This is a genomic window from Protofrankia sp. BMG5.30 (assembly GCF_001983005.1).
In the GTDB taxonomy this organism is placed as follows: Bacteria; Actinomycetota; Actinomycetes; order Frankiales; family Frankiaceae; genus Protofrankia; species Protofrankia coriariae.
This window is the reverse complement of record NZ_MOME01000063.1, coordinates 1-22,878: the sequence shown is the minus strand read 5'-3', so window position 1 is coordinate 22,878 and position 22,878 is coordinate 1. Positions and strand designations below refer to the sequence as shown.

The following is a 22,878-nucleotide window of genomic DNA, read 5'->3' as shown; positions in this document are numbered from 1 at the left end:
CGACATCTACTCCCGGTATGTGACCGGCTGGCTCGTCGCCGCGGCGGAGGACGCGGTGGTCGCGAAGGACTTCCTCGCCGACGCCATCCACCGGAACGGAATCCCACCCCGAGCAGTCCACGCGGACCGCGGCGGGGCGATGGTCTCCAAACCTGTGTCCGAACTTCTCGTCGACCTGGGCGTCCACCGGTCTCATTCCCGACCRCGGACCTCGAATGACAATCCCTACTCGGAGGCGCAGTTCAAGACACTCAAGTACACGTTMGATTTTCCGGAAAGGTTCGGGTCGCTGGCGGATGCCCGGGTCTTCTGCGAGGGGTTCTTCACCGCCTACAATCACGACCACCGCCATTCCGGGATCGGGTTCCACACGCCCGCCTCGGTGCACTTCGGTACCGCCAAGCAGCTCCAGGCCCACCGGCAGGCCACCCTCGACCGTGCCCGCGCAGCGCACCCCGAGCGGTTCGCGCGCCGGCCACGGCCACCCCGTCTACCCGAGACCGTGTGGATCAACCAGCCAGTCCCAAGCCAACCGAGTAACGACCAACTGTCTCATTTGACTTGACATCTACCGGAGCCCCTGCTCCCCGCGTTCGGGCCGCGTCTCCGGGGCGGGGGACCACACCGGTGTCGGATCGGGCGGTGTTCACCACGGTGATCTTCGTGGTCAGTGTCTGGTCGTCGGCGGTGCGGATGGGCTGTCCGCCGCGGCGGCGCCAGGCGTAGCAGCCCTCGCGTGGTACACCGAGCACGCGGGGAAGGGAGACACCATGGCGGTTTTCTCCGCGTCGATCAGAGCGAACGTCATGTCTGACCGGTCTCCGTCACGAAGAAAACCGCGGCCTTGCAAGGGATCTCGAGTTCCTCGCGGAGCTGCCTTCTCCTTCTGGAGACGGTTCAGCTCCTCGCGTTCCGTGGCGCTTGGCTCGTCTGCGCGGCGCTTTCCCTGCGGGAGGCTTCCGGACCCAGTTACGGATTGGCTGTCCCGGCGGGCCATATTCCTTCGCCAGCTCCTCGGGTATTCGCCCGGCCCGGACAAGTTCCACCATCTGTTGGCGGAACTCGGCGGTGTACGACGGCTGTGATCTCGACATCCGTACTCCTCCCTGAGACTATTTCCTCAGGGAGTCCAGGTACGAACGGAATCGGGCCAACTTTACTTTCGACCATTCGCGTGCTTCAGATCCTTGGAAGCCAAGCCGACACCACCGAGGCATGGACCGGGATCCGGCGTCCGCGAAAAATTTCAGATCACAACACGGGACTAGTTATAGACATCTATGAGTAAAAATCTACCCATATCTTCTCAGTAGCATGTTTTTAACAGATTGTAAGGTCGGGGCCCCTGCGTCGGCAGGTTGCCGGGCGTACCGCATCATCTGGCCGGTGGATCGCAGCACGGAGATGAGCGGTGCGGATGCCAGCACCGTCGGTGTCGGCATCCCGCGGCGACGATCGTGCGCCGACACGGCGGCGGCACCGCACGACGGTCACGAGGTACAGGCGCAGGCGCTACGGGTGGGCCTGGCGGACATCTCCCTCGACGTGGCCAAGGCGCAGCGTGGTGACGAGGATGCCTTCAAGGTGATCTACCGAGCGGTACAGCCGGGGTTACTGCGCTACCTGCGGGTGCTTGTCGGCGACGACGCCGAGGACGTGGCGTCCGAGGCGTGGTTGCAGATCGCCCGGGATCTGCCGTCGTTTCGCGGGGATTCCAACGGGTTCCGCGGTTGGGCGGCGACGATCGCCCGTCACCGCGCTCTGGACCACATACGCCGTCAGCGACGCCGTCCCCAGCACGACGTGCCGGTCGAGCAGATGACCGATCTGCCCTCTCCCGACGACACCGCCGGACGGGCGCTGGAAACGCTGTCGACCGATACGGCGATACGGCTGATCGCCGGCCTGCCACGCGATCAGGCCGAAGCCGTGCTCCTGCGGGTGGTCATCGGGTTGGATGCTCAGACCGCCGGACGCGTGCTGGGCAAGCGTGCGGGCGCTGTCCGCACCGCGGCATATCGCGGGTTGCGCCGTCTGGCCGAACAGCTCGGAGCGGACGGAAACACGGCGGGTGAAGACGGTCAAGATGACACGATGTGCTGAAGACAGTGACTGCCAGTTGGGTGTGACACCAGTGAGAGCTTGGACGCTGAAGGACGTGAGATGAGCACCTACCGACCCCGTCGGATCGACCGGGAAGACGCAGAGCGGATGCTTCGCGGCGTCCCGGTCGATCCGACGGCAGGTTCGGGCCCCCTCGCCGACCTGCTCGCCGCCGTGGCCGCTCCGGCCCGTGCCGACGAGTTCGCCGGGGAGGAAGCGGCTGTTGCCGCCTTCCGGGAGGCGCGTCTTGTTCCTGTCAACCAGCTCCGGAGAGAACCAATGATCAAAATTGCCCTCGCGAAGCTCCTCACGGTGAAGATCGCAGTTGCGGCAGTCGCTGCTACAACTGTTGGTGGTGTCGCTGTCGCCGCCAGCACTGGTGCTCTGTCCTCGCCCGGTGAGCATGAAGCCGCCGCCGGCATCACAACCTCCGCCTCGGCTCAGGCGGCCGATCCGTCGGCTCATGTTMCGGCCGCGGGCGCCATTGCCCCGGCGTCGCTGCCCGCGCTGTGCCACACCTACACGGCCACCGCGGCGGAGCACCCGGACAGGTCGGGCAAGGCCCTCGACGAGCCGGCCTTCTCCCTGTTGATCGCCGCGGCGGGTGGCAAGGGCAAGGTCACAGCCTATTGCGGCGAGATACTCAAGGTCCCCGCAGCAGCCGCATCAGCCGCGGAAGTCGTAGGCCAGACGGTCGGCGGTGTCTCAGCCACCGCAACCGTGGGCGGGGGTGTCAACGGCGTCGACGGCCAGGTCGGGGTCGCCGGCGGCTCCGTGGGCGCTTCCGTGTCGAAGGAAGGAGCGAACCTCGGCGTTTCAGTACCGCAGGGAGGAGCGGATTCGGGAGCCAGTGTGTCCCCGGCAGGAGCGGGCTCGGGAGCCGCTGTCTCCCCAGGAGGAGCGGATGCGGGAACCGGTGTGTCTCGGGGAGGCGCAGACCTCGGGGCTTCCGTGAAGCCTTGAGCGGCACCGGGGAACGGTAACGGTCATACAGAAGGGCCAAAGGCGGCGCGATCACGCTTCTTGCGCGTCCGGGGTCCCTGTCGGATCCGGGATTCCTGCCAGATCGGCGAAGTCGATCTGGCAGGTCCGGAAGCAGGTCCGCCGGACCTGCCAGGTCCGGCAAGCCCAAATCCTCGATCACTGATCCAGGTCAAGTTATTGCGGATCAGATCGTGGCGTGCGTGGCCCGGCAGGTGCGGCAGGCCATCAACCTCGGCCGCCGTCATCGCCTCCGGGCCGCGCTCGACGCGGACAACGGCGTGTCGACGAAGCCGGGGGCGATGAGGTTGACCCGGACCGGCGCTCCCCACACAAGCGCCGAGCCTGGCCAAGTGGGAGACGCTTACGGCGCATCCACCCGGACCGGGTAGCGGTCCGCCATGATCTCGCTGCGCAGCGCCTTCAGCGCGCTGACGTAGATCTCTGAGAAGGTGGGGAACGGCTGGATGACATCGCGCAGCACATCGAGCGGCACGCGGGCGCGGATGGCCAGCGTGGCCTGCTGCAGCCACTCACCCGCCTCGGGGCCGAGCGCGTACGCACCGGTCAGCCGTTCGCCGTCACTAAGCAGCGTCAGGAAGCCATTCGACTCGGCGTAGGCGTGCGTGTAGGTGGCCGTCTTGGCCACCTCGGACACCAGAGCGGTCACGCTGAACCGGGCCTCGGTGGAGCCGACGGCGGCCGCCTGCGGGTCGGTGTAGACCACGTCCGGCACAGCCTTATAGCTGGCCTCGCGGGGTTCACCGAGGATGTTCGCGGCGACGACCTCGCCCTGGTACTTGCCGACGTGGGTCAGCAGCCGCACCCCGGTGACGTCGCCGATGGCCCACAGGCGCTCGCTGGCCCGCAGGCGCGCGTCGACCCGGACGCCGTACTCGTCGAACGTGGCACCGGCCCTCTCCAGGCCGAGCCCGGCCACCCGCGGGCGTCGGCCGGTGGCGACAAGTAGCCGGTCGCCACGCAGCTCACGACCGTCATCGAGGACCAGGACGTAGTCCTCGCCGTCGCGCCGCGCGGCGGCCGCATGCACGCCCAGCAGCAGTTCGACGCCATCACGGCGCAGCACCTCGCCGAGCGCCTCGCCCAGCGGCGCGGGCTCGCGGGCTCGCGGGCCAGCAGATGCCCCGCCGCCTCGACGAGGGCCACCTCGCCGCCCAGGCGGCGCACAGCCTGAGCCATCTCGGTGCCGACCGGCCCGCCGCCGAGAATCAGCAGGAGGCGCGGGACGTCCTTCATGCCGGTCACCTCGCGGCTGGTCCAGATGYCGTCCAACTCGCGCAGGCCCGGGACAGGCGGCACGACCGGATCTGAGCCGGTCGCCACCACCACGTGCGCCGCGCTGTAGCGCCTGCTGCCGACCTCGACCACGCCGGGCCCGGCCAAGCGCCCCGTTCCGCGGATCAGGTCGATGCCCTTGCCCGCCAGCCAGGCCCGCTGCCCGGCGTCGGAATAGTCCGAGACCATGAAGTCGCGCCAGGCCAGCGCCTCCCTGGCATCGACCTGCGCGGTGGCCGCCGCCTCCCGCGCTTGATGCACCGCCTCGCCGGGGCGCAGCAGCGTCTTGGACGGAATGCACGCCCAGTACGAGCACTCGCCCCCGGCCAGCTCCCGCTCGACCACCGCCACCCGCAGGCCGCCGTCGGCCAGCTCGCCGGCGCAGTGCTCACCCGGCGAGCCGGCCCCGAGGACGATCACGTCGTAGTCGTAGCCGTTCATACGCCGGCCGCCTGCGCGTTCCGCTCATCCACCATGTACTGCGCGTACCAGTCCGGCCAGTCCGGGTCGGCCTGCCCGGTCTCCTCCTCGTGCTTGCCGTGCGCGGCGGCCGCCCGGCGCAGCGCCTCAGCCAGGTCGGCAGCGGAGTCGTAAGCCGCCGGCGCGGGTGTCACGCGGCCCGGCAGGCGCGTCGTGACCTCCTGGACGAACCAGCTGTTGCCGTCCGGGTCGCTGAACGACACCCACGAGCCGTAGCTCCGGTGGCCCGAGGCCGGACCAGCGACCCGTGCGGTGGTCCCGGCGTGGTGGAACACCCGCCCGCGTCGTGGAACACCTCGCTGACCTCCACACCTCGGCTGGCCAGCTCCGCCCGGGCCGCCTCGATGTCGTCCACCACCAGCTGCAAGCCGTCCGCCGAGCCGGGCGCGGCCGAGGTGACTCCGGTGCCGAAGATGACCGAGCACGCCGAGCCCGGAGGTGTCAGCTGCACCACCCGGAAATCCGTACCGGCGGCGAAGACGGCATCCTCCCGCCACCCGAGCGCCTTGTAGAAGTTCTTGGCCCGGTCCACATCGGCGACCGGCAGCACCGCAACCTCAAGCTTCACGTCCACGGCCTCGGCACCTCTCCTTTTCTCCTTTTCCGTTTGATGCCGGTGCCCTGCGTCCCCCCACCGGGGTGGGCCTGGCATCCACACTCGCGCTACCCATCGTCAAAATCCTGGAGCCCGGGGTCCCGCGGCGGCATCCCGCAGCCATGTCGGGGGTGGTGGGCCGGCGCCGGCGGGGAAGGCGCGACATACTGGGCGCACCTCCTCACTGAGATCAAGAACCGGGGATCGGCAGACGTGTGCATGCTCGTCTGCGACGGGCTGACCGGCCTGCCGGACGCGGTCACTACCGTCTGGCCCGCCACGATCGTGCAGACCTCATCTCGTCGCCGGATAGGTGACGGCGTTGCCGGACACGGTGAGCTGTACGTCGGTGTGAGGGCCGGGCAGGCGTTGGCCAGCGACGACCCTGGCGACGACGGATGGACCCTCGGGCAGCAGGTCGAGTCGGATGGTGGCGTCGTGGCCGTAGTAGTTGATCTCACGTACCCGGGCCGTCACGCCGTTGGGACGGTCGGTGGTGTGGATCCGGAGCTGTTCGGGGCGAATCAGCACCTGGGCGTCGCCCCTGTGCTCGGAGTCGGTGACCGGGATGGTGCCGAGCGCGCACCACGCCTGTCCGTCGTGGATGGTCGCGGGCAGGAGCACGGCCTCGCCGACGAAACCGGCCACGTCGACGTCGCGCGGCTGGCTGTAGACAGTCGCGGGAGTGTCGAGTTGAACCAGCCTGCCCTGTCTCATCACGCCGACCTGGTCGGCGAGGGAGAGGGCTTCGGCCTGGTCGTGGGTGACCAGGACCGCCGTCGTTCCCGCGGCGCGCAGGGCCCGGGTGACTCCGCGGCGGGTAGCCTCCCGAAGTCCGGCGTCCAGCGCGCTGAACGGTTCGTCGAGCAGCACCACCGCGGGTCGTGGTGCCAGTGCTCGGGCCAGGGCCACCCGCTGCTGCTGGCCACCGGAGAGCTCGTACGGGTAGCGGTCGGAGAGCTCCGCGGCGAGGCCGACCAGCTCGAGCAGTTCGGCAACACGGCTTCCCTGCTTTCGCTGCGTGCGCGGCAGACCGAAGGTGATGTTCGCGGTCACGGTGAGGTGAGGGAACAGCGCCCCCTCCTGTGGCACGTACCCGACCTTGCGATGTTGGGCCTTGGTGGACCTGCCTGGCCGGAACACGATCTCGTTGCCGAAGGCGACGGTGCCGCCGTCCGGATCGGCGAAGCCCGCGATGACTCGCAGCAGAGTCGTCTTCCCGCACCCGGACGGACCAAGCACCGCCGTCAGACTGCCCTGAGGCACGTGGAGGTCGACGCCCTGCAGCACGGGAGTGCCGCCGTAGGATTTCGTCACGCCGGTGATGGTGAGCGCGGTCATGCCACTGACTCCTTTCGCACCTGGCGGGTCAGCAGATAGGTCGCGGGTCCGGAGATCAGCACCATCAGCGCCGCGTAGGGCGCGGCGGCGCCGTAGGCGAGGCTGTCGCTGTGGCTCCAGAACTGGGTGGCCAGGGTTTGGGTGCCGGTGGGTGCGAGCAGCAGAGTCGCGGTCAGTTCCGTCACCACGGCAAGGAAGACCAGCGCCGCGCCCGCACCCAGCCCCGGCACGATCAGCGGCAGCGTGACCCGGCGGAGCGTGGCGAGTCGTCCCGCGCCGAGCGAGTGCGCGACGTCGTCGAGGACCGGCGGCGTCTGCGCGAGGGCCGCGCGCACGTTCACCATGGCGCGCGGCAGGAACAGGATCAGGTACGCCACGATGAGCACGCTGGTGGTCTGGTACATGCCAGGTACCAGGCGGACGGCGACCGTGACCAGGGCCAGCGCTACGACGATGCCTGGCAGCGCGCTGCCGATATAGGTGGCGCGCTCCAAAGCGGTCGACAGCCGGTTTCGCCCGCGCACGTACAGCCAGGCCACGGGGACCGCCGCCGCCGTGGTGACCAGCGCGCCCAGCGCGCCGAGCCCGAGCGACGTTCCGGTCGCGACCGCTATCTGGTCGACGTCGAGTCCGGATGAGGCGCCCTCCGCCAACCAGCGGCCGAGGCTCGCCAGCGGAACACCGAGCGACAGCACGGCCAGAGTGGACAGTCCGGCGACCGCGGGCAGCGTCATCGGGCCCAGCCGGATGCGCTCGGCGGGGCGTGCCGAGCCTGCGCCGATACGCGCGTAGGGCGCGTGGCCGCGCAGGGTCAGCTCGGCCAGCAACAGGATCAGGCAGCATGCCACCAGGACCCCGGCCAGCATGCTGGCCGCGGGCCCGTTGAACGCGGACTGATACTGGTCGTAAATGGCTGTGGTGAAGGTGGGGAACCGCAGCATCTGCAGCGCGCCGAACTCGGCGAGCAGATGCAGTCCGACCAGYAGCGAGCCACCCAGGACAGCCGGCCGCAGCTGGGGCAGGATGGTCCGCGTGAAGATCTGGAATCCGCTGTGGCCCAGCGAGCGGGCGGTCTCCTCGTAGGCCGGGTCGAGGCCGCGCAGGGTAGCGGCGACCGGGAGGTACACGAAGGGGAAGTAGGACAGGGTCACGATCAGCAGCGCACCGTCGAAGCCCGCGGCCGAAGGGAGCAGGGAGACCCAGGCGTAGCTGTTGACGAACGCCGGGATCGCGAGCGGAGCCACGAGCATGACGTGGAACACCGTGCGACCCGGTAGGGAGGATCGTTCTACCAGCCAGGCCGCGCCGGTCCCGAGCACAGCGCACAAAAGCATGCAGCCCACCGCGAGCCGGGCCGTGTTCCACAACAGCTCTCCGGTACGCGGGCGGACGACCAGATGGACGACCTCCGCCCAGCCCGCCTCGACGGCCGCGTCCACTACGAACAGCAACGGCACCGTCGTGAGGAGCGCGACCAGGAGTGCCGCAGTGAGCATCGGCAGCTGTGGGAGCGTGGAGCCCGCGGCGCCGTGCCGACGGCGCCGGGCCGGCAGGCTGCTCGTACCGGGGCCCGGGACCACAGGATCGGAGCCCGGGACCGTGGGAGTACCGACGGCCACTTAGAGCAGACTGGCGTTGCGCATGAGCTCGACGACCTTGGGGCCGTTGAGGCTGGCGACGTCGATCACCGGTGGGTCGAGCTCGCTCAGCGGCTTGAGCTTCGCGTTCGCCGGGACGCCGCTGGCGATCGGGTACTCCAGGGCGTTGCTGTCGGCCAGGATCTGCTGGCCTGCCCTGCCGGTGAGGTAGCGGACGAGCTGCTGCGCCTTGTCCTGGTTCTTGCTCGCCTTGAGCACCCCCGCGCCCGACACGCTCAGGAACGCTCCGGGATCCTTGCCTCCGAAGAACTTCAGCTCGGTATTGTTGCTGTTCGCACCGGACTCGGCGCGGTCCTTGTACCAGTAGTAGTGGTACAGCACGCCCGCTTGGACCTCCCCGGTGTCGACGGCCTTGAGCACCGCCCGGTTGTTTGAATAGATCTTCGCGTTCGCCTTCAGACCGGCGAGCCACGTCGCCGTCGCGGTCTCTCCCTTGCTCGCCAACACCGCGCTGACGATCGCCTGGAAGTCCGCACCCGCGGCCGYCACACCGAACTTGCCCTGCCACTGGGGCTGTTGGAGATCCATCAGGGAGGCGGGCAGCTGGTCCGGGGTCAGCTGCCGCTTGTTGTACGCCAGCACGGTCGCGCGGGCGGCGAACCCGGTCCAGTTGCGGCTGGATGGCACGAACTGCGCCGGCACCTGGGCCAGGGTGGCGTCGTCGACCTTGATGAAGCGGCCCCGGCCGTMGACCAGGCTCATCGCCGGCGAGTTCTCCGTGACGAACACATCGGCGGGTGAGGCGTCGCCCTCCTGCACGATCTGGTTCGCGAACTCGGAGTCCTTACCGGACCGAATGTTGACCTTGATGCCGGTCTCCCTGGTGAAACCATCCACCATGGCCGTGATCAGGTCGTCGTGCTGGGCGTTGTACAGGGTGATGGTGGCGCCTTCCGATCCGCCGCACGCCGTAGCCGCCGCGRCCATGACGACCGCCACCGCCAGTGTTGTGATCCGCCCAGCGAGCCGCACGCGCACCAGCACCTCCAGAGTCGGGTCGATTAGGTAAGGCGAGCCTTAGAACGGTACATCGTGCCGCGGCGAGCCGGAAGGCGTCGATTGACGTGGATCACACGTCTGGCTCGATCATGCTGGTTAGCCTAAGTTAAGTAACCCTTGCCTTTTATACCTGATGGACGATAGGGGAGGCACGGCCACAATGCGGTCGCCCGTTCGAAGCGCACCCGGTGTCCCGTTCGCCACCACGCTCCGCGCGCACGGAGACAGGCTCGCGGTGGTCACCCCGCACGGCGCCGAGCTCACCTACGACCAGTTGGCCGGCCGCGTCGAGGACGCGGCCGCTCGGCTGGGTACCGACCGCAGGCTGGTCATGATCGCGGCAGCCAACGATCTCGAGCCGCTCGTCACCTACCTGGCTGCGCTGGCCGCTGGACATCCGGTTCTCCTCACCGCGCCCGACGACCGCCACTGGAACACGCTGTTATCGATCTACGATCCGGATGTCGTGCTCCGCCGCGAGGACGAGTGGACGCTGCGGGAGCGGCGCGACGGCACGTGCCACGACCTGCACCCCGACCTCGCTCTCCTGCTCTCGACGTCGGGGTCGACCGGATCCCCCAAACTGGTCCGGCTCTCCGCCGAAAACCTCCAGGCCAACGCCGAGTCCATCGCGCGGTTCCTGGACATCCGCGACTCAGACCGCGCGTCCGCGGCACTGCCGATGCACTACTGCTACGGGCTGTCGATCATCAACAGCAACCTGCTGCGCGGTGCGGCGTTGCTGCTGACCGAGGACTCGGTCGTCGACCCGGCTTTCTGGGCGACCTTCCAGAAGTATCGGGGCACCAGCCTGCACGGCGTGCCCTACACCTTCGACCTGCTCGAGCGGGTCGGCTTCGACCGGATACACCTGCCTTCCCTGCGCTACGTCACCCAGGCGGGTGGCGCGTTGCCCGCGCATCGCGTCCGGCACATCGCCGAACTGGGCAGGCGCCGCGGATGGCGGTTGTTCGTCATGTACGGGCAGACCGAAGCCACCGCACGCATGGCCTACCTGCCGCCCGAACTCGCCGAGTCGCATCCTTCCGCGATCGGCGTCCCGATTCCCGGCGGCTCGTTCGAGATCCTGCCCTCCGAAGACCCCTCAACGCCCGGGCAGGGCGAACTTGTCTATCGCGGCCCCAACGTGATGTTCGGCTATGCCGAGAGCCCGGCCGATCTCGCGCTGGGCGCGACGATCGATGCGCTCGCCACCGGCGACATCGCGCGGCGCACGGCGGACGGACTGTACGTGGTCGTCGGACGTACGTCGCGCTTCGTGAAGCTGTTCGGGCTGCGCATCGATCTCTGCCAGGTGGAGCTTCTCCTGGCCGACCACGGACGCACCTGCGCGTGCGCGGGCACCGACGACGCCCTGACCATCGCAACCCTGTCGCCGGACCGATACGCCATCCGTAGACTCGTCCAGGAGAGGCTCCGGCTCCCAGCGGACCGGATCCGCGTCGTCGCCGTCGACGAACTGCCGCGCCTGACCAACGGCAAGATCGACTATTCGGCGATCCAGGAGCTGGCGAACTCCCAGGACCTCCGACCGGCGCGCCACACCGACCTGTCGGTGCGGGAATGCTTCGCCAAGGTTCTGGGCTGCGCCGACATCGCCGACGATGCGACGTTCGTCGACCTGGGCGGAGACTCACTGTCCTACGTCCAGATGTCCCTCGAGATCGAGCGGACGCTGGGGTACCTGCCCGACGACTGGCCCACCACGCCGATCGGCGAACTGGACCGGCTCGCCGCCCAGCACGACGGTCGGGCCGAACGCACGACCGTCACCAGAACCACGACGGTCGAGACCGGCATCGTGCTGCGGGCGGTTGCGATCATACTGATCGTCAGCAACCACATCGGCCTGTTCCACATTCTCGGCGGCGCTCATCTGCTGCTGATCGTCGCCGGGTGGGGCTTCGCCCGATTCCGTCTCGCGCCGAGGGACAGCGGCACCAGCCACGCCATCCTCCGCAGCGCCGCCCGGATCGCGATCCCGTCCATGCTGTGGCTGACCTGGCGGGCCGTGGAGAGCACCAGCGTGGGGTGGTCGAACGTTCTATTGATCAACAACTACGTCCGCCACGGTGCGTACGGCTACTGGTTCGTCGAGGTCCTGGTCCAGACGCTGCTGCTGTTCACGCTCGTGTTCGCGATCCCGGCCGCGCGTCGATGGGAGCGGCGGCACGGTTTCGGCTTCGCGCTGGCGACCTTGGGTGTCGCCCTGCTGGCGCATCAGTTCGCCCACGACACCAACACCTTCGCCGAACGGTGGATGGCCACACACGGCGTCGTCTGGTTCTTCGTCCTCGGCTGGCTCGGCTATCGGGCCACCCGCACCAGGCAGAAGGCGCTCGTCGTCGCGATCACGCTGCTGATGATCCCCGGATATTTCGCCAACCCGCTACGGGAGACCGTCATCACCGTGGGATTCGCGGCGCTGTTGTTCCTTCCGCGGCTCGCGCTGCCGAGGTTCGTCGTGCGAATGACCGGGTCGATCGCGAGCGCCTCGCTCTACATCTACCTCACCCACTACGCCGTCTACTCCGCGGCCCTGCCGCACCTGCCCGCCCTCGCGGTCCTGCTCCTCTGCCTCGGCACAGGCATGCTGACCTGGAGCGCAACACAAACTCTCCGGCGAGCCGTCCGGCTGTTGGCTCAGCGGGTCCGGACCTCGTCCCGTGACCACGACACCGTTGTCGGATCAGGGCGAGAGGCACAGGTGCAGGCCCTGAGCGGCGCCGACGGCACTGTCGCGTTGGCGAAGTCCGCCGTTGCCACTGCCGATCAGTCATGATCGAATGATGCGCCGACGTCGCGTCCGTCCCCGGTCCTGACGTCGGCGTTCGCGGGATTCCGCCTCCCACCGGAGGGGAAGCGTGCTGGCGGTGCGCTGGTACCCGTGCTACGCCCGGTCCTACCGGGGACGTCGAGGAACTCCTCGCCGAACGCGGCCTCGTCGTCGACCACGTCACGATCTACCGGTGGGTGCGCCGCTTCACCCCGCTGCTGATCGAGGCGGCCCGGCCGTGCCGGCACACACCTGGTCGGGTGGCCCGGGGGGGGATCGCACCCCCGGGCCACCCGACCAGGGTCGCGGAGGATCTCGTCTCGGCCGATCGCCGGTGCTAAGATCGCGGCGGAGGCGGGATGAGGCGAGCCCAGGCAGGCCATGGCTCATGTTGCGGTTGCGAGTCCGATTCTCGCGGCGTTGCTCGTGTTGGTTGTCGGTCTGAAGGCGTTGAGCGCAGTTCTGGCCGGTAGCAGTAGGAGGGAGGGCACGATGAAGAAGATTGTCCATATCATGGCACGGGCGGTCATCGGAACCGTGGCCGCCGTCGTCCTGCACATCGCAGCGTCCGGATTGACGTCCGCCTGGGCGTCCCCTGATCCCGTCTCCATCTAGGGAGAGCCTGTCTTGTATTTGGACGGTTGACTATCGAGTTGCTGCCGTGCCGCTTCAGTTCCTCGGCACCAGGGCGCCTTGGCGAGATCGACCGCACCAGCCATCGCCACTGTGGAAGACGGGTCTATTTCTTTCGCCAGAGCGCGATTACGTCCATCTTAGCTTCCCCGGCAGCCGCTCTTCTGGGCGTCGCACTCGGACCGCTACTGACTGCACGCACTGAAGAACGTAAGCGCCGCAGAGATCGACGAGTCGATGCTTGAGCTAATATTCTGATCACCGCCGACAGTCTTCGTGACGGCTACTATGCGGAGAGACCGTGGCTCATTTCGAGTGATCGTATGACTGCTGTGCTTCGACCTCTTCTCGAGGCTCACGTTGACCTTCTTCTCTTCGGAGCCCGGGATGCTGGCATAGCGGCCCGCCATTTAATCAACACTGTGATGCTTGTGGGAAAGTCGAACGATAGGTTTAAAATCGAAGAGGTGTCGCGGGCTGCTGATCAACTTCGCGATGTCCTCCGTAAAGAGATGGGCTTTCAGAAGATTGGCAACATCAGAAGCGTCGAGCCTGGYCGGATCCCCTGGTAATTCCGAGATATGACCAATGACTCGTTCCGTTCAAGGCTATCGCATACAGTAATAGTCGACGATGGTGATCGATCAGTCTTTTGATTCTGCGGGGTCTAATTATTTACGGATCTGCAGGCAGGATCGTGTCGGTGTCGGAAACTCGCCCGTCGGCCTGACCGGGGATTCTGTGCTACCCATCAGCGCAACGGACGATCTACTCGGCTTCTGTCGGACGGTGGCGGGACCGTGTATCTTTGTCGTCCGACAGTGGTCCGCTGGCCTTAGCTCCTGTCACCTGCGGCGAACGGTATCGACGATCACAGGTGTGATGGTTCGGYTGGTCTATCTCTATCTCGTCTTCCGTCACCTGGTCGGCTGGCTGGCCCTGGTGGCCCGCAGCTCAGCGGTGAAGGACGCCGAGGTCCTCGTGCTGCGCCACGAACTCGCGGTGCTGCGAGGGCAGGTGTCCCCACCACCAGGGCTCCGGCATGTTGGGGTTATGTCCGTTGTGTCAGGGGAAGCCGTGAAGATCAAGGGCTGCGGTCGGGGTGGTGTGGTCGCGGCGGCCGGCCGGGATGTAGCGGTAGCCGRCACGACGCAGGGTGTTGATGACCGCTGAGCGCAGGGTCGCGAGGTTGGCGGGGGCGTTGCCGGTGCGGGTGGTGCTGGCGTCTTCGCCGAAGGTGACGTCGCGGACGTGGTGGACCTTGTTCTCGATGTGCCAGTGCTRCCGGGCGAGGGCGGCGAGTTGGGCGGGGCTGGCCTGTGCGAAGGTGAGATCGGTGATGGCGTAGACGGTCTCGCGGCCAGGTCGCTGTCCGGTCTGTCGTCGCCACCGGTGGATCCTCACGGCCTGGCAGGCGTGCGGGAAGTCCAGGTGGGCGACGGTCGCGGCCTTCAGGGTGCGGGTCTCGTCCCGGCCGTGGGCGTGGCCGCGGGTGCTGTCGGCGGTGGGGACCTCGGTCCAGGGCAGTGCTGCCAGCTGGGCGCGCAGGGTGGGCTGGTTGGCCTTGACCACGGCCAGGTAGTGGGCGTTCTTGGCGGTGACCAGCCAGTCGAGGTTGGCGCGCACGGTGTGCATCGCATCGGCGGTGACGGTCACCCCGGTCAGGTCCAGCCCGGACAGCAGCGGCTGGAAAGCGGTGGTCTCGTTGCTTTTCTGGTCCACTTCGACCTGGGTGAGCAGCCGGCCGTCGCCGTGGGCGGCCACGCCGAGCAGGTGCACCCTGCTCCCGTCGGGGCGGCGGGCACCGCGACTGGTCTTCCCGTCGACGGCGAGGGCGGGCCCGGTCCGCCCTGGTGGGGACGGCACCGGCGGTGGGTCTGGCGTGTCGGGGCCGGTGGTGTCGGGTGCGGGGCCGAGCACGGCGGCTGCCAGGGCGTCACGGTCCAGGCGGACCAGCAGCCGGCGGAACGTGGACTCGTCCGGCCTGCGGTGTCGCCGGGTCCAGGGGTCCACCGGCATCCGCAGCCGGGCCAGCTCCGCGGGGCTTGCCCGGGCCACCCACTGCCCGGCCGCGCAGACCGCGTCGTGTCCGGCGGCGGTCAGCGCGCACAGCAGCGCCGCCAGCAGGCACGGCAGCGGGTAGACCCGGCCCCGCGGGGACCGCGGATCGGGGACCTTCTCCAACCGCTGCCAGATTTCTTCCCGCAACACGCCACCGGGCGCCCCCGCCCGGGCCGCGACGCGGGACAATGCCGCAACAGRCACGCCGCACCCCAGACCACGAAGACTTTAGACACCTCCGTGATCTACAAGCGGCGTGCCTGCTTTTCTCGCAGCGACACGTGGTCCCGGTCGCGTCCCGGCCACCCGCCCCACCAGCGGCTGTGATCAGAACGGGACAGGGAATCAACCGGTCAAATCCCCAACACGCCGGAGCCCTGCTCACAGRCCCAGGCCGACTTTTGGCACCCCACAGCCATAACCGACGGTGGATCGGGGTTCAACGGCGGAGACTGATCAGCTGTTCGGAGGAATGTTGAGCGGCCTCCACGGCCTTCTGGCGATTAAACGGCAAGATCAGTCCGAGTAGGTGCTGAGTGCCTGCACCGGGCACGCGTGCATGCCTTGCTCGGCCTGGTCCTCGTCACCGTCAGGGACCTCTCGCGCGATGCCAATGTTACTGTAGCCCTGACTGTCCAGGGAGAAGAGCGCCGGATCGATCAAATTGYATTGCCGCTTGGCTTCACAGACCGTGATGTCCACTCTGACCTTCACGGATATTATCCTTTCCTTTCGATGGTGCCCAAATCCCCAGCCGGGTCGTTGACTGTTACCTGTAGCGACATTGAGGGCCGGCTGCACGGCGGTCCTCTCGGCCGCAGTCTACTCGGGTAAGCCGTTCATGATCGAGAAGTTCGCGATCGTTCGCAGGGACAGTAGAAGCACTCCTGTCGCGGCCGCCACCGCGCCGAGCAGCCAGCCGCTGGCCAGCGCAATATCGGTGGCGCTGTGGAAGCTCGTGCTGAACGCAGAGTCGATCAGGACTTGCACGGAGCCCGCCGACGGTAAGCCCTCGGACCACGCCGGCAGCTGCGGGCCCAGCATGTAGTCCTGAGCGATACCGACATCGAGGAAAGGGAGCAGGAGCATGCACAACGTTCCCCCGACGCGGCCGAGGACCGGCGCGAAAGCGGCACCGATACATCCCCACGTCACCGAACCCAGCAGATACGCGACCACGAATAGTCCGTAGTTCTCCGGCCGGAAGCCGCAGAAACCTACGAGCAGTGCCGCCAGGCTGACGATACAGGACGCGGCCGCGACTGTCAGCAACCTCACGATGAGAATGCTACGTCGGCGGTAACCGCTGACAATCAGCCGCGAGTCGGCCTCCCTTGAACGTATCACGACAAACAGACCTGTCACGGCGGACAGGAACGACACGGTCATATATCCCATGTAGGCACCGTGCAGCTTGGGCATCGCCATGGTCAGCAGCACCGCCTGGTTGTCAATGACCGCGGGCACCTGGACCTGCACTCCGGTGAACATGAAGAAACTGACCCCGACAAAGGTGACGGGTGTGGCCAGCAGCACCAGCAACAGGAGCCGGTTTCGCGCGTATGTTCGTATCGTCGACCGGGTGAGCTCGGCCGCCGGGCGGCCGATCGGTCGTGAGTCCTGAGATCCGACCGGTACCGGGTGACGGCCGGGATCTCGCTGGCCGACGGGTTTGACCTCAAACTTCGCCCGGGTCCACGCCACCGCCGCGTGGGCCACCTGCCGGTCGAGCAGAACAAAGCTGGCGATCAATGACAGCGAGAGCCACACGATGCCGCCCAACAGGGCAGTCGGAAAGCCGTCGACACCGGACATGATGACCTCGCTCGACGGGCGGGAGGGCACCAGAGCCGCCAGCCGCAGCGAGCCGCCGCCCATCGCCGGCCCCAGGAAGACATCGAGCATCCACACCCCGACGAGAGCCAAACTGCCCGTCAGTTCATCATGGACAAGAGAGCCGACGATCGCCCCGAAGCAACCGTAGGTCCCAACCAGAAGGCCTGTTCCAACGGCAATCTGCAAGGTTACGTTGACATCAGTGCACACACGCAGCGCGGCCAGCGCGGACCCCCAGCAGCCAGCCCCCACCAGGGCGAAGAGCGCCAGACGCGCGATCGAGATATCCCAGCGGGCCGTCCTCAGATCGACCAGGTGGTCCGCGCCCCTGGTGCGGCTCGTCGAGAAGTAGGCGCCCAGACCAGCACTTATGGCACCAGCCCAGGCCGCCGAGAACGAGCCCATCATATTATGGCCGGTGTGACCTCCGAGCACGCGCGCGAAGTCGGTCAGTGCATCGGCGGACACGAGTACGAACACGATGGGGAAGCATACGAGCAGCAGGCAGTTCAGTCGATGCCTAAGAAAGTCGACTGCGAACAGGCGCGATAGCTGGAACGCATTCACTAGCTGACCCGTCCGAGTTTTCCATTGGAAAGATTGTAGACCTGGTCACACAGTTCCGTATCATCCGTACGATGGCTCACGATGACAATGCAGGTGCCATCCTGACGTCGCAGCTTCGCCAGCTCCCAAAACCGTAGGTAGGTATCCCAGTCGAAGCTGGCGTGGGGCTCGTCAAGCAGAACCAGTCTTGGCTCTCCCAGCAGTGCCAGCGCCAAGTTCAGCTTCGCCTTGGTACCAAGCGACAGCTCGTCGGTCACCGAGTCCGCGTACTGCGCGAAGGACAGCTGATCGAGCAGTTCCTCGGCCGCCTGGTTAATCTGTTCGACTGACAACCCAACCGCGCTCCCGAAGAGCCGGAAGTGCTCCCGAACGGTCAGCCGGGCGTACAGAGCCGCCTCCTGCGGGCAGTATCCGACCCGCTCGACGCGACGCAGCTCACCCAGATCTGGGGTTTCCAGACCCACCAGTATCCGCAGCAGGGTCGACTTGCCTGCCYCGTTCTCGCCAACCAGTGCCACGATCTGCCCGGGGAACAGTTCGAGATCAACTCCCCGGAGCACGCGGCTCTGCTGCCGCCACGCTAATCGCGGTCGGTAACTTTTCTCGATCCCCTTCGCGGTGAGGATGGCTCTGCCCGCAGGGGAGGTCCGTCCCGAGATCACCCCAGTCGGCTGCAGCTGTTCCGCATCCCCGCTGGCACCGGCGGCACCGGCGGCACCGGCGGCTCCGCCGCCGCCCTGATCCGCCATCCACCGGGCCAGCCCGGCCAGCCGGGTCACCTCGTCCCTGATGCGCTCCGGGGCACCCGTGCCGCCGGCGAACGGAATCCATAGATCCGTTCGGTCAGCGGGGGTCGTAACCTGAAGATTCATCCCGTGGCCATCGATCTCGGTGGCCACGGCGGAGATGGCATCGGCTGCCTTACCGAGCTCCCGGCCGATGATCAAGCAGTCGTCGGAATGAGCTGCGTTCAGATGTGCCAGCGCTCTGGCGCTGCGGACCGCGGCATCTTCCAGTTCCTCGGTTCTGTTGGCCTCGAGCATGGCGGCGTCGCTATGCAGTCGTCGTAGAGACTTCGAAGGACCAGACCTCACTTTCGATGGTGAGCGGACCGTCGCCGTGCGTAGGCGAGCTCCCGGAGTGTCCGTGTCCCGATAGCTGACCGCGGTGCATCTGGTCAAATACGGCCGAGTTCTTCCAGGCATCATACGAGGCCGCCGAATCCCACCGGCTGACAACCAGCCACCGGTTTCGCTCGTCCGTTGGACGCAGCAGCTGGAAATCCACGAAACCCTGCTGCCCGCTGAGTAACGCGCTTTGCGCTTCGAACCGTTTCGCCAGCTCGTCCTCAACCCCAGGCGGCACTGTTATCGCGTTGATCATAACCGTCGTCATCTCAACTCCACCTCGTCGGTATCAGCTCACTCGATTGACGGTCCGTACTGGCGGTCAACCCACGCCGTCACCTCAACTTGAGCCGGGCCGGTAGCCTCTGGAAGCCGGTGATGTTCATCGCGTGCACCGACTCGGCGGCGTCGAGGTCCAACTCAGCACTCTCGACGCGGTTGAAGAACTCGCCGAGCCCGGCGACCATCTGTAGGCGGGAGACGTGAATGCCTAGGCAGCTGTGTATACCTCGACTGAAGCCCATGGCCAGGCGAGAGTTCCGGCGATCGATATCAAACGTGTCCGGATCGGAAAATATTTCCGGGTCCCGATTGGCCGCGCCGAACAGCAGCAGCACGCGCGCACCCTCGGGGATCACCGTGTCGCGGATATCAACATCCCAGGCCGTTGTTCTTCTCATGTACTGTGTGGACGCATCCCGGCGAATGGTCTCATCAATGGCGTTCATTCGCGTGGGCTCATCATTTCGGACCAGCTCCACCACACTCGGCTGCGCCGAAACATTGGCCAGCACATATCCGGCTGTCCGAGCGACGTCCTCTGGTCCAGCCAGTGCCATGAGGAATAAGAACCCAAGAGCCTCCACCTCTGACATCCTGTCACCGTCGGCACTTCCATTGATCAGCCTGGACAGGAATGTTCCCTCCGTGGCGTAAAGCCGAGGCAGATGCTCTTCGGCCAGGAAGGTCATGATATGCCCGATGGCCTCTTCTCCGGCCGCGGTGAAACTGATGTTTCCGCGCTTGCGCTGGAAGCACGCATTGAGCCATTCTCGCCAGAGTGGACGAGACTCCGCCGGGATCTCGAGCAGCTCGAGGTCGTTCTCGATCGCCCACGGGAGGAGCAGATCCTGGCACACATCCAGCTCGGCTCCCGGCAGCCGGTCGAACTGTGCGACGAAGTTCCGACCGAAAGCTACCTTGAAACCGGCGACAGCTTTGGGCACGAAGGAGCCGCTTACCATGGTCCGCATCCGGGTGTGGTCCGGAGGATCGAGGAACGCCATCATCGGGACCGGGAGTTCTTCAAGCGTCTGGTCCTCGTACACCGTGCCTTTGCGTGCCGAGAACGAGAGCGGGTCATGGAGTGCYCCTGCGACGTCGTCGTACCGTGACAGCGCCCAGAAGTCGTCCTTCTCGTTGTAGTAGACCGGCTGCTCTTCTCGAAGAGCCTTGTAGTACGGGTAGGGATCGTCTGTCACCAGGCTGTCCAGCGGAGAATAATACGCCATTGCGTCTCCGTCCTTTCCGGGATCGGTACCTTCAAGCGTGCTCGCAGGCACCTCATCTTTCTGCGGTCTGCCGAGTCAGACTGGGTGTGAGCGGCGTCGCGAGGGTTCGCGTCAGCCCTACCTGTTCTACTGTTCCATGCCTCAGCGCAGCGTCGAAGGTGAACACTATTCTGTCGCCCAATCGACCGCCGAGCGGAAGTAGCGCGCTCGGCGAGCGTAGGTTAGGAGGCCCCGTACGGCGTTTACATAGACGTGTACAGGGCGCATCTGGCGGGTTCCGCGCTCGAGTCTGTTGAGAACTTCGCGCAGCTCAGCCTCGTCGGCGAATATCCGCTGATGAAAGCGGAGTATCGGCACGAAGACCCCGCAGTTGGACAGCACTAGCTCGGCGAGGGCCATTTCGAGCGCACACCCCAGCGCCGAGCGGCGGTGGAACGGGAACCAGCGGCGAGAGAGAGTGAGCCGTACCAGTCCGCCCTCACCCGAGACGGCCGCAAAGATCCTGGACTGTGCGAAGATGCGCCGAAGGCCTTCGGCGAACATCTCCTGCAGCCGCGTCGCCGTCACGATTCGCTCGGGATCTGCACATCCAGAGAGTGCGTTCAGGGCGATATGCGCGCTGAGCTCGCACCGGTAGTGCCGAGTGAGCTTCTCGACTAGTTTCGGGTTTCTCGCGGCCGCGCGACGGTAAACATCGTCGGTAACGAKAGCGACGCCGAGCGGCACCGTCATATCACTCAGGGGCTTGGCCATCGCCGATACGTCGACGTTCAGCGCGAGACGCCGATGTACCAGGAAATCTCCACCGATCCGCCACCCGCCGGTCAGCACCTCGTCGATCCCAACCAGGTAGCCTCCCGGCGCCTTGCAGCGGTGTACTAACTCGATAATCGAGTCGGGGATGGGCCGGCATTCAGCTCCCTGGATGAGTTCCAGCCAGACCAATGCCACGTCTGGCCGGTTCAGGACCGTCTCCAGCCGAGACTCGCAGCCGGGTTCATCGAGGTCGATGTACTCAAGATTGGCATAGTACGGTCGGAACGCTTCTCTGTCCGACTCGGTCAACAGCGTGCCATGCTTGCTGAGACTGAGCGAGATGGGAGTCTTCCCGGAATAGTTGCCACGAAAACTGACAATGGTTTTACGATCCGGCTGCGCGAGCATGGCGAAGCTGACAGCTAGATCAACGGCAGTGCCGCCGCTCACGGCGGGCACCGAGTGTGGATACCCCGTCAGTACCTGCAGCACAGACTCAAGCTGATCGTAGTAGCGCCCGTCCGGGCGGTGCGYGGTAAGGACGTTCTCCACCAGGTCTGGAGGGTTGTGGCCGCGTAAGTTGCTACCCGATCCACCACCGGAATCGATGATCTCCCGCCCGTCGGAGAGCACCAGCCGGCTACCTAGTGCGCTCTTGATGTCGAGAGCCATTCCCATGGCGTCGTTGAGACGGGCCATCGGGGGGTTCACGTAGTGATGGAATGCTCGTACCCGCGCCGTCATCGTACCTTCGATACGCTTGAGGACAATCTCGTCCTCGGCTTCGATCAGGTCAGCGGCATCTAGCGCCTCCAGTACCGCGCGAAGTGAGACGGCGGCCCCGCCGAAAGTGGTGGTATGCGCGGCGGCGTCTTTGATGTTGTTCCACACTGAATGAGCCCGCTGGCTCATGGTCAGACATCCGAAAGGAAGCTGTCGAGCCGAGAGGTCCTCTCCGAAGATATGGGCGTCGGCCTGTATCCCGCTCTGGCTGAAGTACGTGCCGCCCAAGTCGCGGCCGAGATTCGAGAGGACGAGTAAGGCGCCCGATTCGTGTCCAGCGTCGGCGAAAGCGTCGTGCAGGCGGGGCCGAGCTTCCCATTCTGAGCGTGCGACGATCACGCCCGACCAGGCCTTTTCCGCTAGTCGGTCAGCTGCCACGTCGAGAGACTCGACGAAGCACAGTCCCGGCGCGAGACTCTGTGAGGAACCCTGCTCTGTAGGATCAAAGAAGACGCGCAGATCCTGCTCTGGATCGACGATGAGGACCCTACCGTCATTAGCTCTCCTGTGCCGCACCGACGAGTGCCGGCACAGTTTTATGGCCGCCCCGACCGCTTCGACACCTGAGTTGGTGAAGAATGTTCGGTAGGGCCCACCCCGAGCCTGTGCACGCTRCAGCAGACGGTCGAGCAGAAAACCCAGCATCGCCCCCTCGGCACTGATCGTGTTGCTCCCGATGAGAAGGTTACAACGCTGACTGAGGTTGTATTCAGTCAAAAGATTGAGGGTCGACCGCGTAGCCGACGTCAGAGCCRCACGAGCCATAAACTTCGGATCCTTCCTGCCCGGCGCAGCCTCACTTTTCCGCCTACGACGTAGCAGGCCGCCAATGCCAACTTCACCGGCGAAGGAGACGGAAAGTAGAAACTCTGAAACCAGTTCTATAAGGCTACCGCGTACCCTGTCAAGACCCCTCTCGGGATTTCGGAAGCAGTCTCCATGCTGTTGGTGCTGTGCGGCCCGGCTCCAACGCTGTACGTGTACACGGGCGGCGCGAAATAGCCCGTGACCTGGGCAGACGCAGGGATTCCYCGGCCGCGACGTACTTTCTCGCCGCCAGCCGGCCATCTCGATCGCTGTTCAACCGCCGTCTCCGTGAGTTGGTGGCGCAAGAGGTCTCCACGCAGGTAGGTGTTGAGCGGGACCTGGATCGCCCCGGTCTTGGCGGCACCCTCGGAGCGGGCGATGTCGYCCGCGAGGAGTGCGAGGCAGCGACGGACGTCGCCGGGGYGGTAGATGTCAAGTCAAATGAGACAGTTGGTCGTTACTCGGTTGGCTTGGGACTGGCTGGTTGATCCACACGGTCTCGGGTAGACGGGGTGGCCGTGGCCGGCGCGCGAACCGCTCGGGGTGC

The 22,878-nt window shown here is 66.3% G+C and carries 15 protein-coding genes and 5 pseudogenes; 6 read left to right on the top strand and 14 right to left on the bottom strand.

All coding sequences use genetic code 11. The features are described 5' to 3' along the window. From BL254_RS23295 to BL254_RS23275, 3 genes are all read left to right on the top strand, one after another. Positions 1-565, top strand: a 565-nt coding sequence (locus tag BL254_RS23295) for an integrase core domain-containing protein (protein WP_139342470.1), incomplete at its 5' end; no start/stop codon positions are given. A gap of 953 nt (positions 566-1,518) precedes the next feature. Further along, positions 1,519-2,103, top strand: coding sequence for an RNA polymerase sigma factor (locus BL254_RS23280; protein WP_047223285.1), 585 nt, complete (start codon positions 1,519-1,521; stop codon positions 2,101-2,103). 60 nt (positions 2,104-2,163) lie between these two features. Beyond that, positions 2,164-3,066, top strand: a complete 903-nt coding sequence (locus BL254_RS23275) for a hypothetical protein (protein WP_076845154.1) — start codon at positions 2,164-2,166, stop codon at positions 3,064-3,066. A gap of 382 nt (positions 3,067-3,448) precedes the next feature. Here the strand turns inward: BL254_RS23275 and BL254_RS28830 are convergent, their stop codons facing one another. From BL254_RS28830 to BL254_RS23265, 4 genes and pseudogenes are all read right to left on the bottom strand, one after another. Next, positions 3,449-3,910, bottom strand: coding sequence for a hypothetical protein (locus BL254_RS28830; protein WP_235433536.1), 462 nt, complete (start codon positions 3,908-3,910; stop codon positions 3,449-3,451). Between the two features lie 27 nt (positions 3,911-3,937). Continuing rightward, positions 3,938-4,171: pseudogene (locus BL254_RS29700) on the bottom strand (FAD-dependent oxidoreductase); the annotation flags it as partial. Between the two features lie 83 nt (positions 4,172-4,254). Then, positions 4,255-4,821, bottom strand: a pseudogene (locus tag BL254_RS29695) (FAD-dependent oxidoreductase); the annotation flags it as partial. Further along, a pseudogene (locus BL254_RS23265) lies at positions 4,818-5,434 on the bottom strand (VOC family protein). The pseudogenes BL254_RS29695 and BL254_RS23265, both read right to left, overlap by 4 nt. Before the next feature lie 150 nt (positions 5,435-5,584). Here BL254_RS23265 and BL254_RS23260 point away from each other — a divergent pair. Beyond that, positions 5,585-5,749, top strand: a pseudogene (locus BL254_RS23260) (transposase); the annotation flags it as partial. Here BL254_RS23260 and BL254_RS23255 read toward each other — a convergent pair. From BL254_RS23255 to BL254_RS23245, 3 genes are all read right to left on the bottom strand, one after another. After that, positions 5,750-6,796: an ABC transporter ATP-binding protein gene (locus BL254_RS23255; RefSeq protein ID WP_047223204.1), complete on the bottom strand. Its 1,047-nt coding sequence runs from the start codon at positions 6,794-6,796 to the stop codon at positions 5,750-5,752. Further along, positions 6,793-8,292: an iron ABC transporter permease gene (locus BL254_RS23250; RefSeq protein ID WP_076845160.1), complete on the bottom strand. Its 1,500-nt coding sequence runs from the start codon at positions 8,290-8,292 to the stop codon at positions 6,793-6,795. Before BL254_RS23250 ends, BL254_RS23255 begins: the two co-directional genes overlap by 4 nt. A 123-nt stretch (positions 8,293-8,415) precedes the next feature. Further along, entirely contained in the window at positions 8,416-9,432 is a 1,017-nt protein-coding gene (locus BL254_RS23245; RefSeq protein WP_083731335.1) for an iron ABC transporter substrate-binding protein, read from the bottom strand. 181 nt (positions 9,433-9,613) lie between these two features. Here BL254_RS23245 and BL254_RS23240 point away from each other — a divergent pair, with 181 nt between their 5' ends. Further along, on the top strand, positions 9,614-12,256 hold the full coding sequence (locus BL254_RS23240) for an AMP-binding protein (RefSeq protein ID WP_235433521.1): 2,643 nt from the start codon (positions 9,614-9,616) through the stop codon (positions 12,254-12,256). A 7-nt stretch (positions 12,257-12,263) separates the two neighbouring features. Further along, positions 12,264-12,504 (top strand): annotated as a pseudogene (locus tag BL254_RS28825) (IS6 family transposase); the annotation flags it as partial. A 1,444-nt stretch (positions 12,505-13,948) separates the two neighbouring features. On the opposite strand, the gene BL254_RS23225 reads toward BL254_RS28825, so the two are convergent. The 7 genes from BL254_RS23225 to BL254_RS23190 form a co-directional block, all read right to left on the bottom strand. Beyond that, entirely contained in the window at positions 13,949-15,148 is a 1,200-nt protein-coding gene (locus tag BL254_RS23225; RefSeq protein ID WP_076845152.1) for an ISAs1 family transposase, read from the bottom strand. Positions 15,149-15,460: 312 nt separating this feature from the next. Then, the gene (locus BL254_RS23220; RefSeq protein WP_175648465.1) at positions 15,461-15,658 is read right to left on the bottom strand and encodes a ferredoxin; all 198 of its coding nucleotides are present in this window, start codon (positions 15,656-15,658) and stop codon (positions 15,461-15,463) included. 108 nt (positions 15,659-15,766) lie between these two features. After that, a complete protein-coding gene (locus BL254_RS23215; protein WP_047225247.1) occupies positions 15,767-17,347 on the bottom strand; it encodes a hypothetical protein in 1,581 nt (526 codons plus the stop codon). Next, positions 17,347-18,390, bottom strand: coding sequence for an ATP-binding cassette domain-containing protein (locus BL254_RS25480; RefSeq protein WP_083731331.1), 1,044 nt, complete (start codon positions 18,388-18,390; stop codon positions 17,347-17,349). The genes BL254_RS23215 and BL254_RS25480 overlap by 1 nt, the downstream gene beginning before the upstream one ends. Positions 18,391-18,400: 10 nt before the next feature. Continuing rightward, positions 18,401-18,730 carry an antibiotic biosynthesis monooxygenase gene (locus tag BL254_RS29690; RefSeq protein WP_371391261.1) on the bottom strand — a complete coding sequence of 110 codons (330 nt, stop codon included), beginning with the start codon at positions 18,728-18,730 and terminating at the stop codon, positions 18,401-18,403. A gap of 79 nt (positions 18,731-18,809) precedes the next feature. Continuing rightward, positions 18,810-20,036: a cytochrome P450 gene (locus BL254_RS23195; protein ID WP_139342469.1), complete on the bottom strand. Its 1,227-nt coding sequence runs from the start codon at positions 20,034-20,036 to the stop codon at positions 18,810-18,812. Between the two features lie 114 nt (positions 20,037-20,150). Continuing rightward, positions 20,151-22,169: an aminotransferase class III-fold pyridoxal phosphate-dependent enzyme gene (locus tag BL254_RS23190; RefSeq protein WP_175648464.1), complete on the bottom strand. Its 2,019-nt coding sequence runs from the start codon at positions 22,167-22,169 to the stop codon at positions 20,151-20,153. Positions 22,170-22,878: the final 709 nt, after the last annotated feature.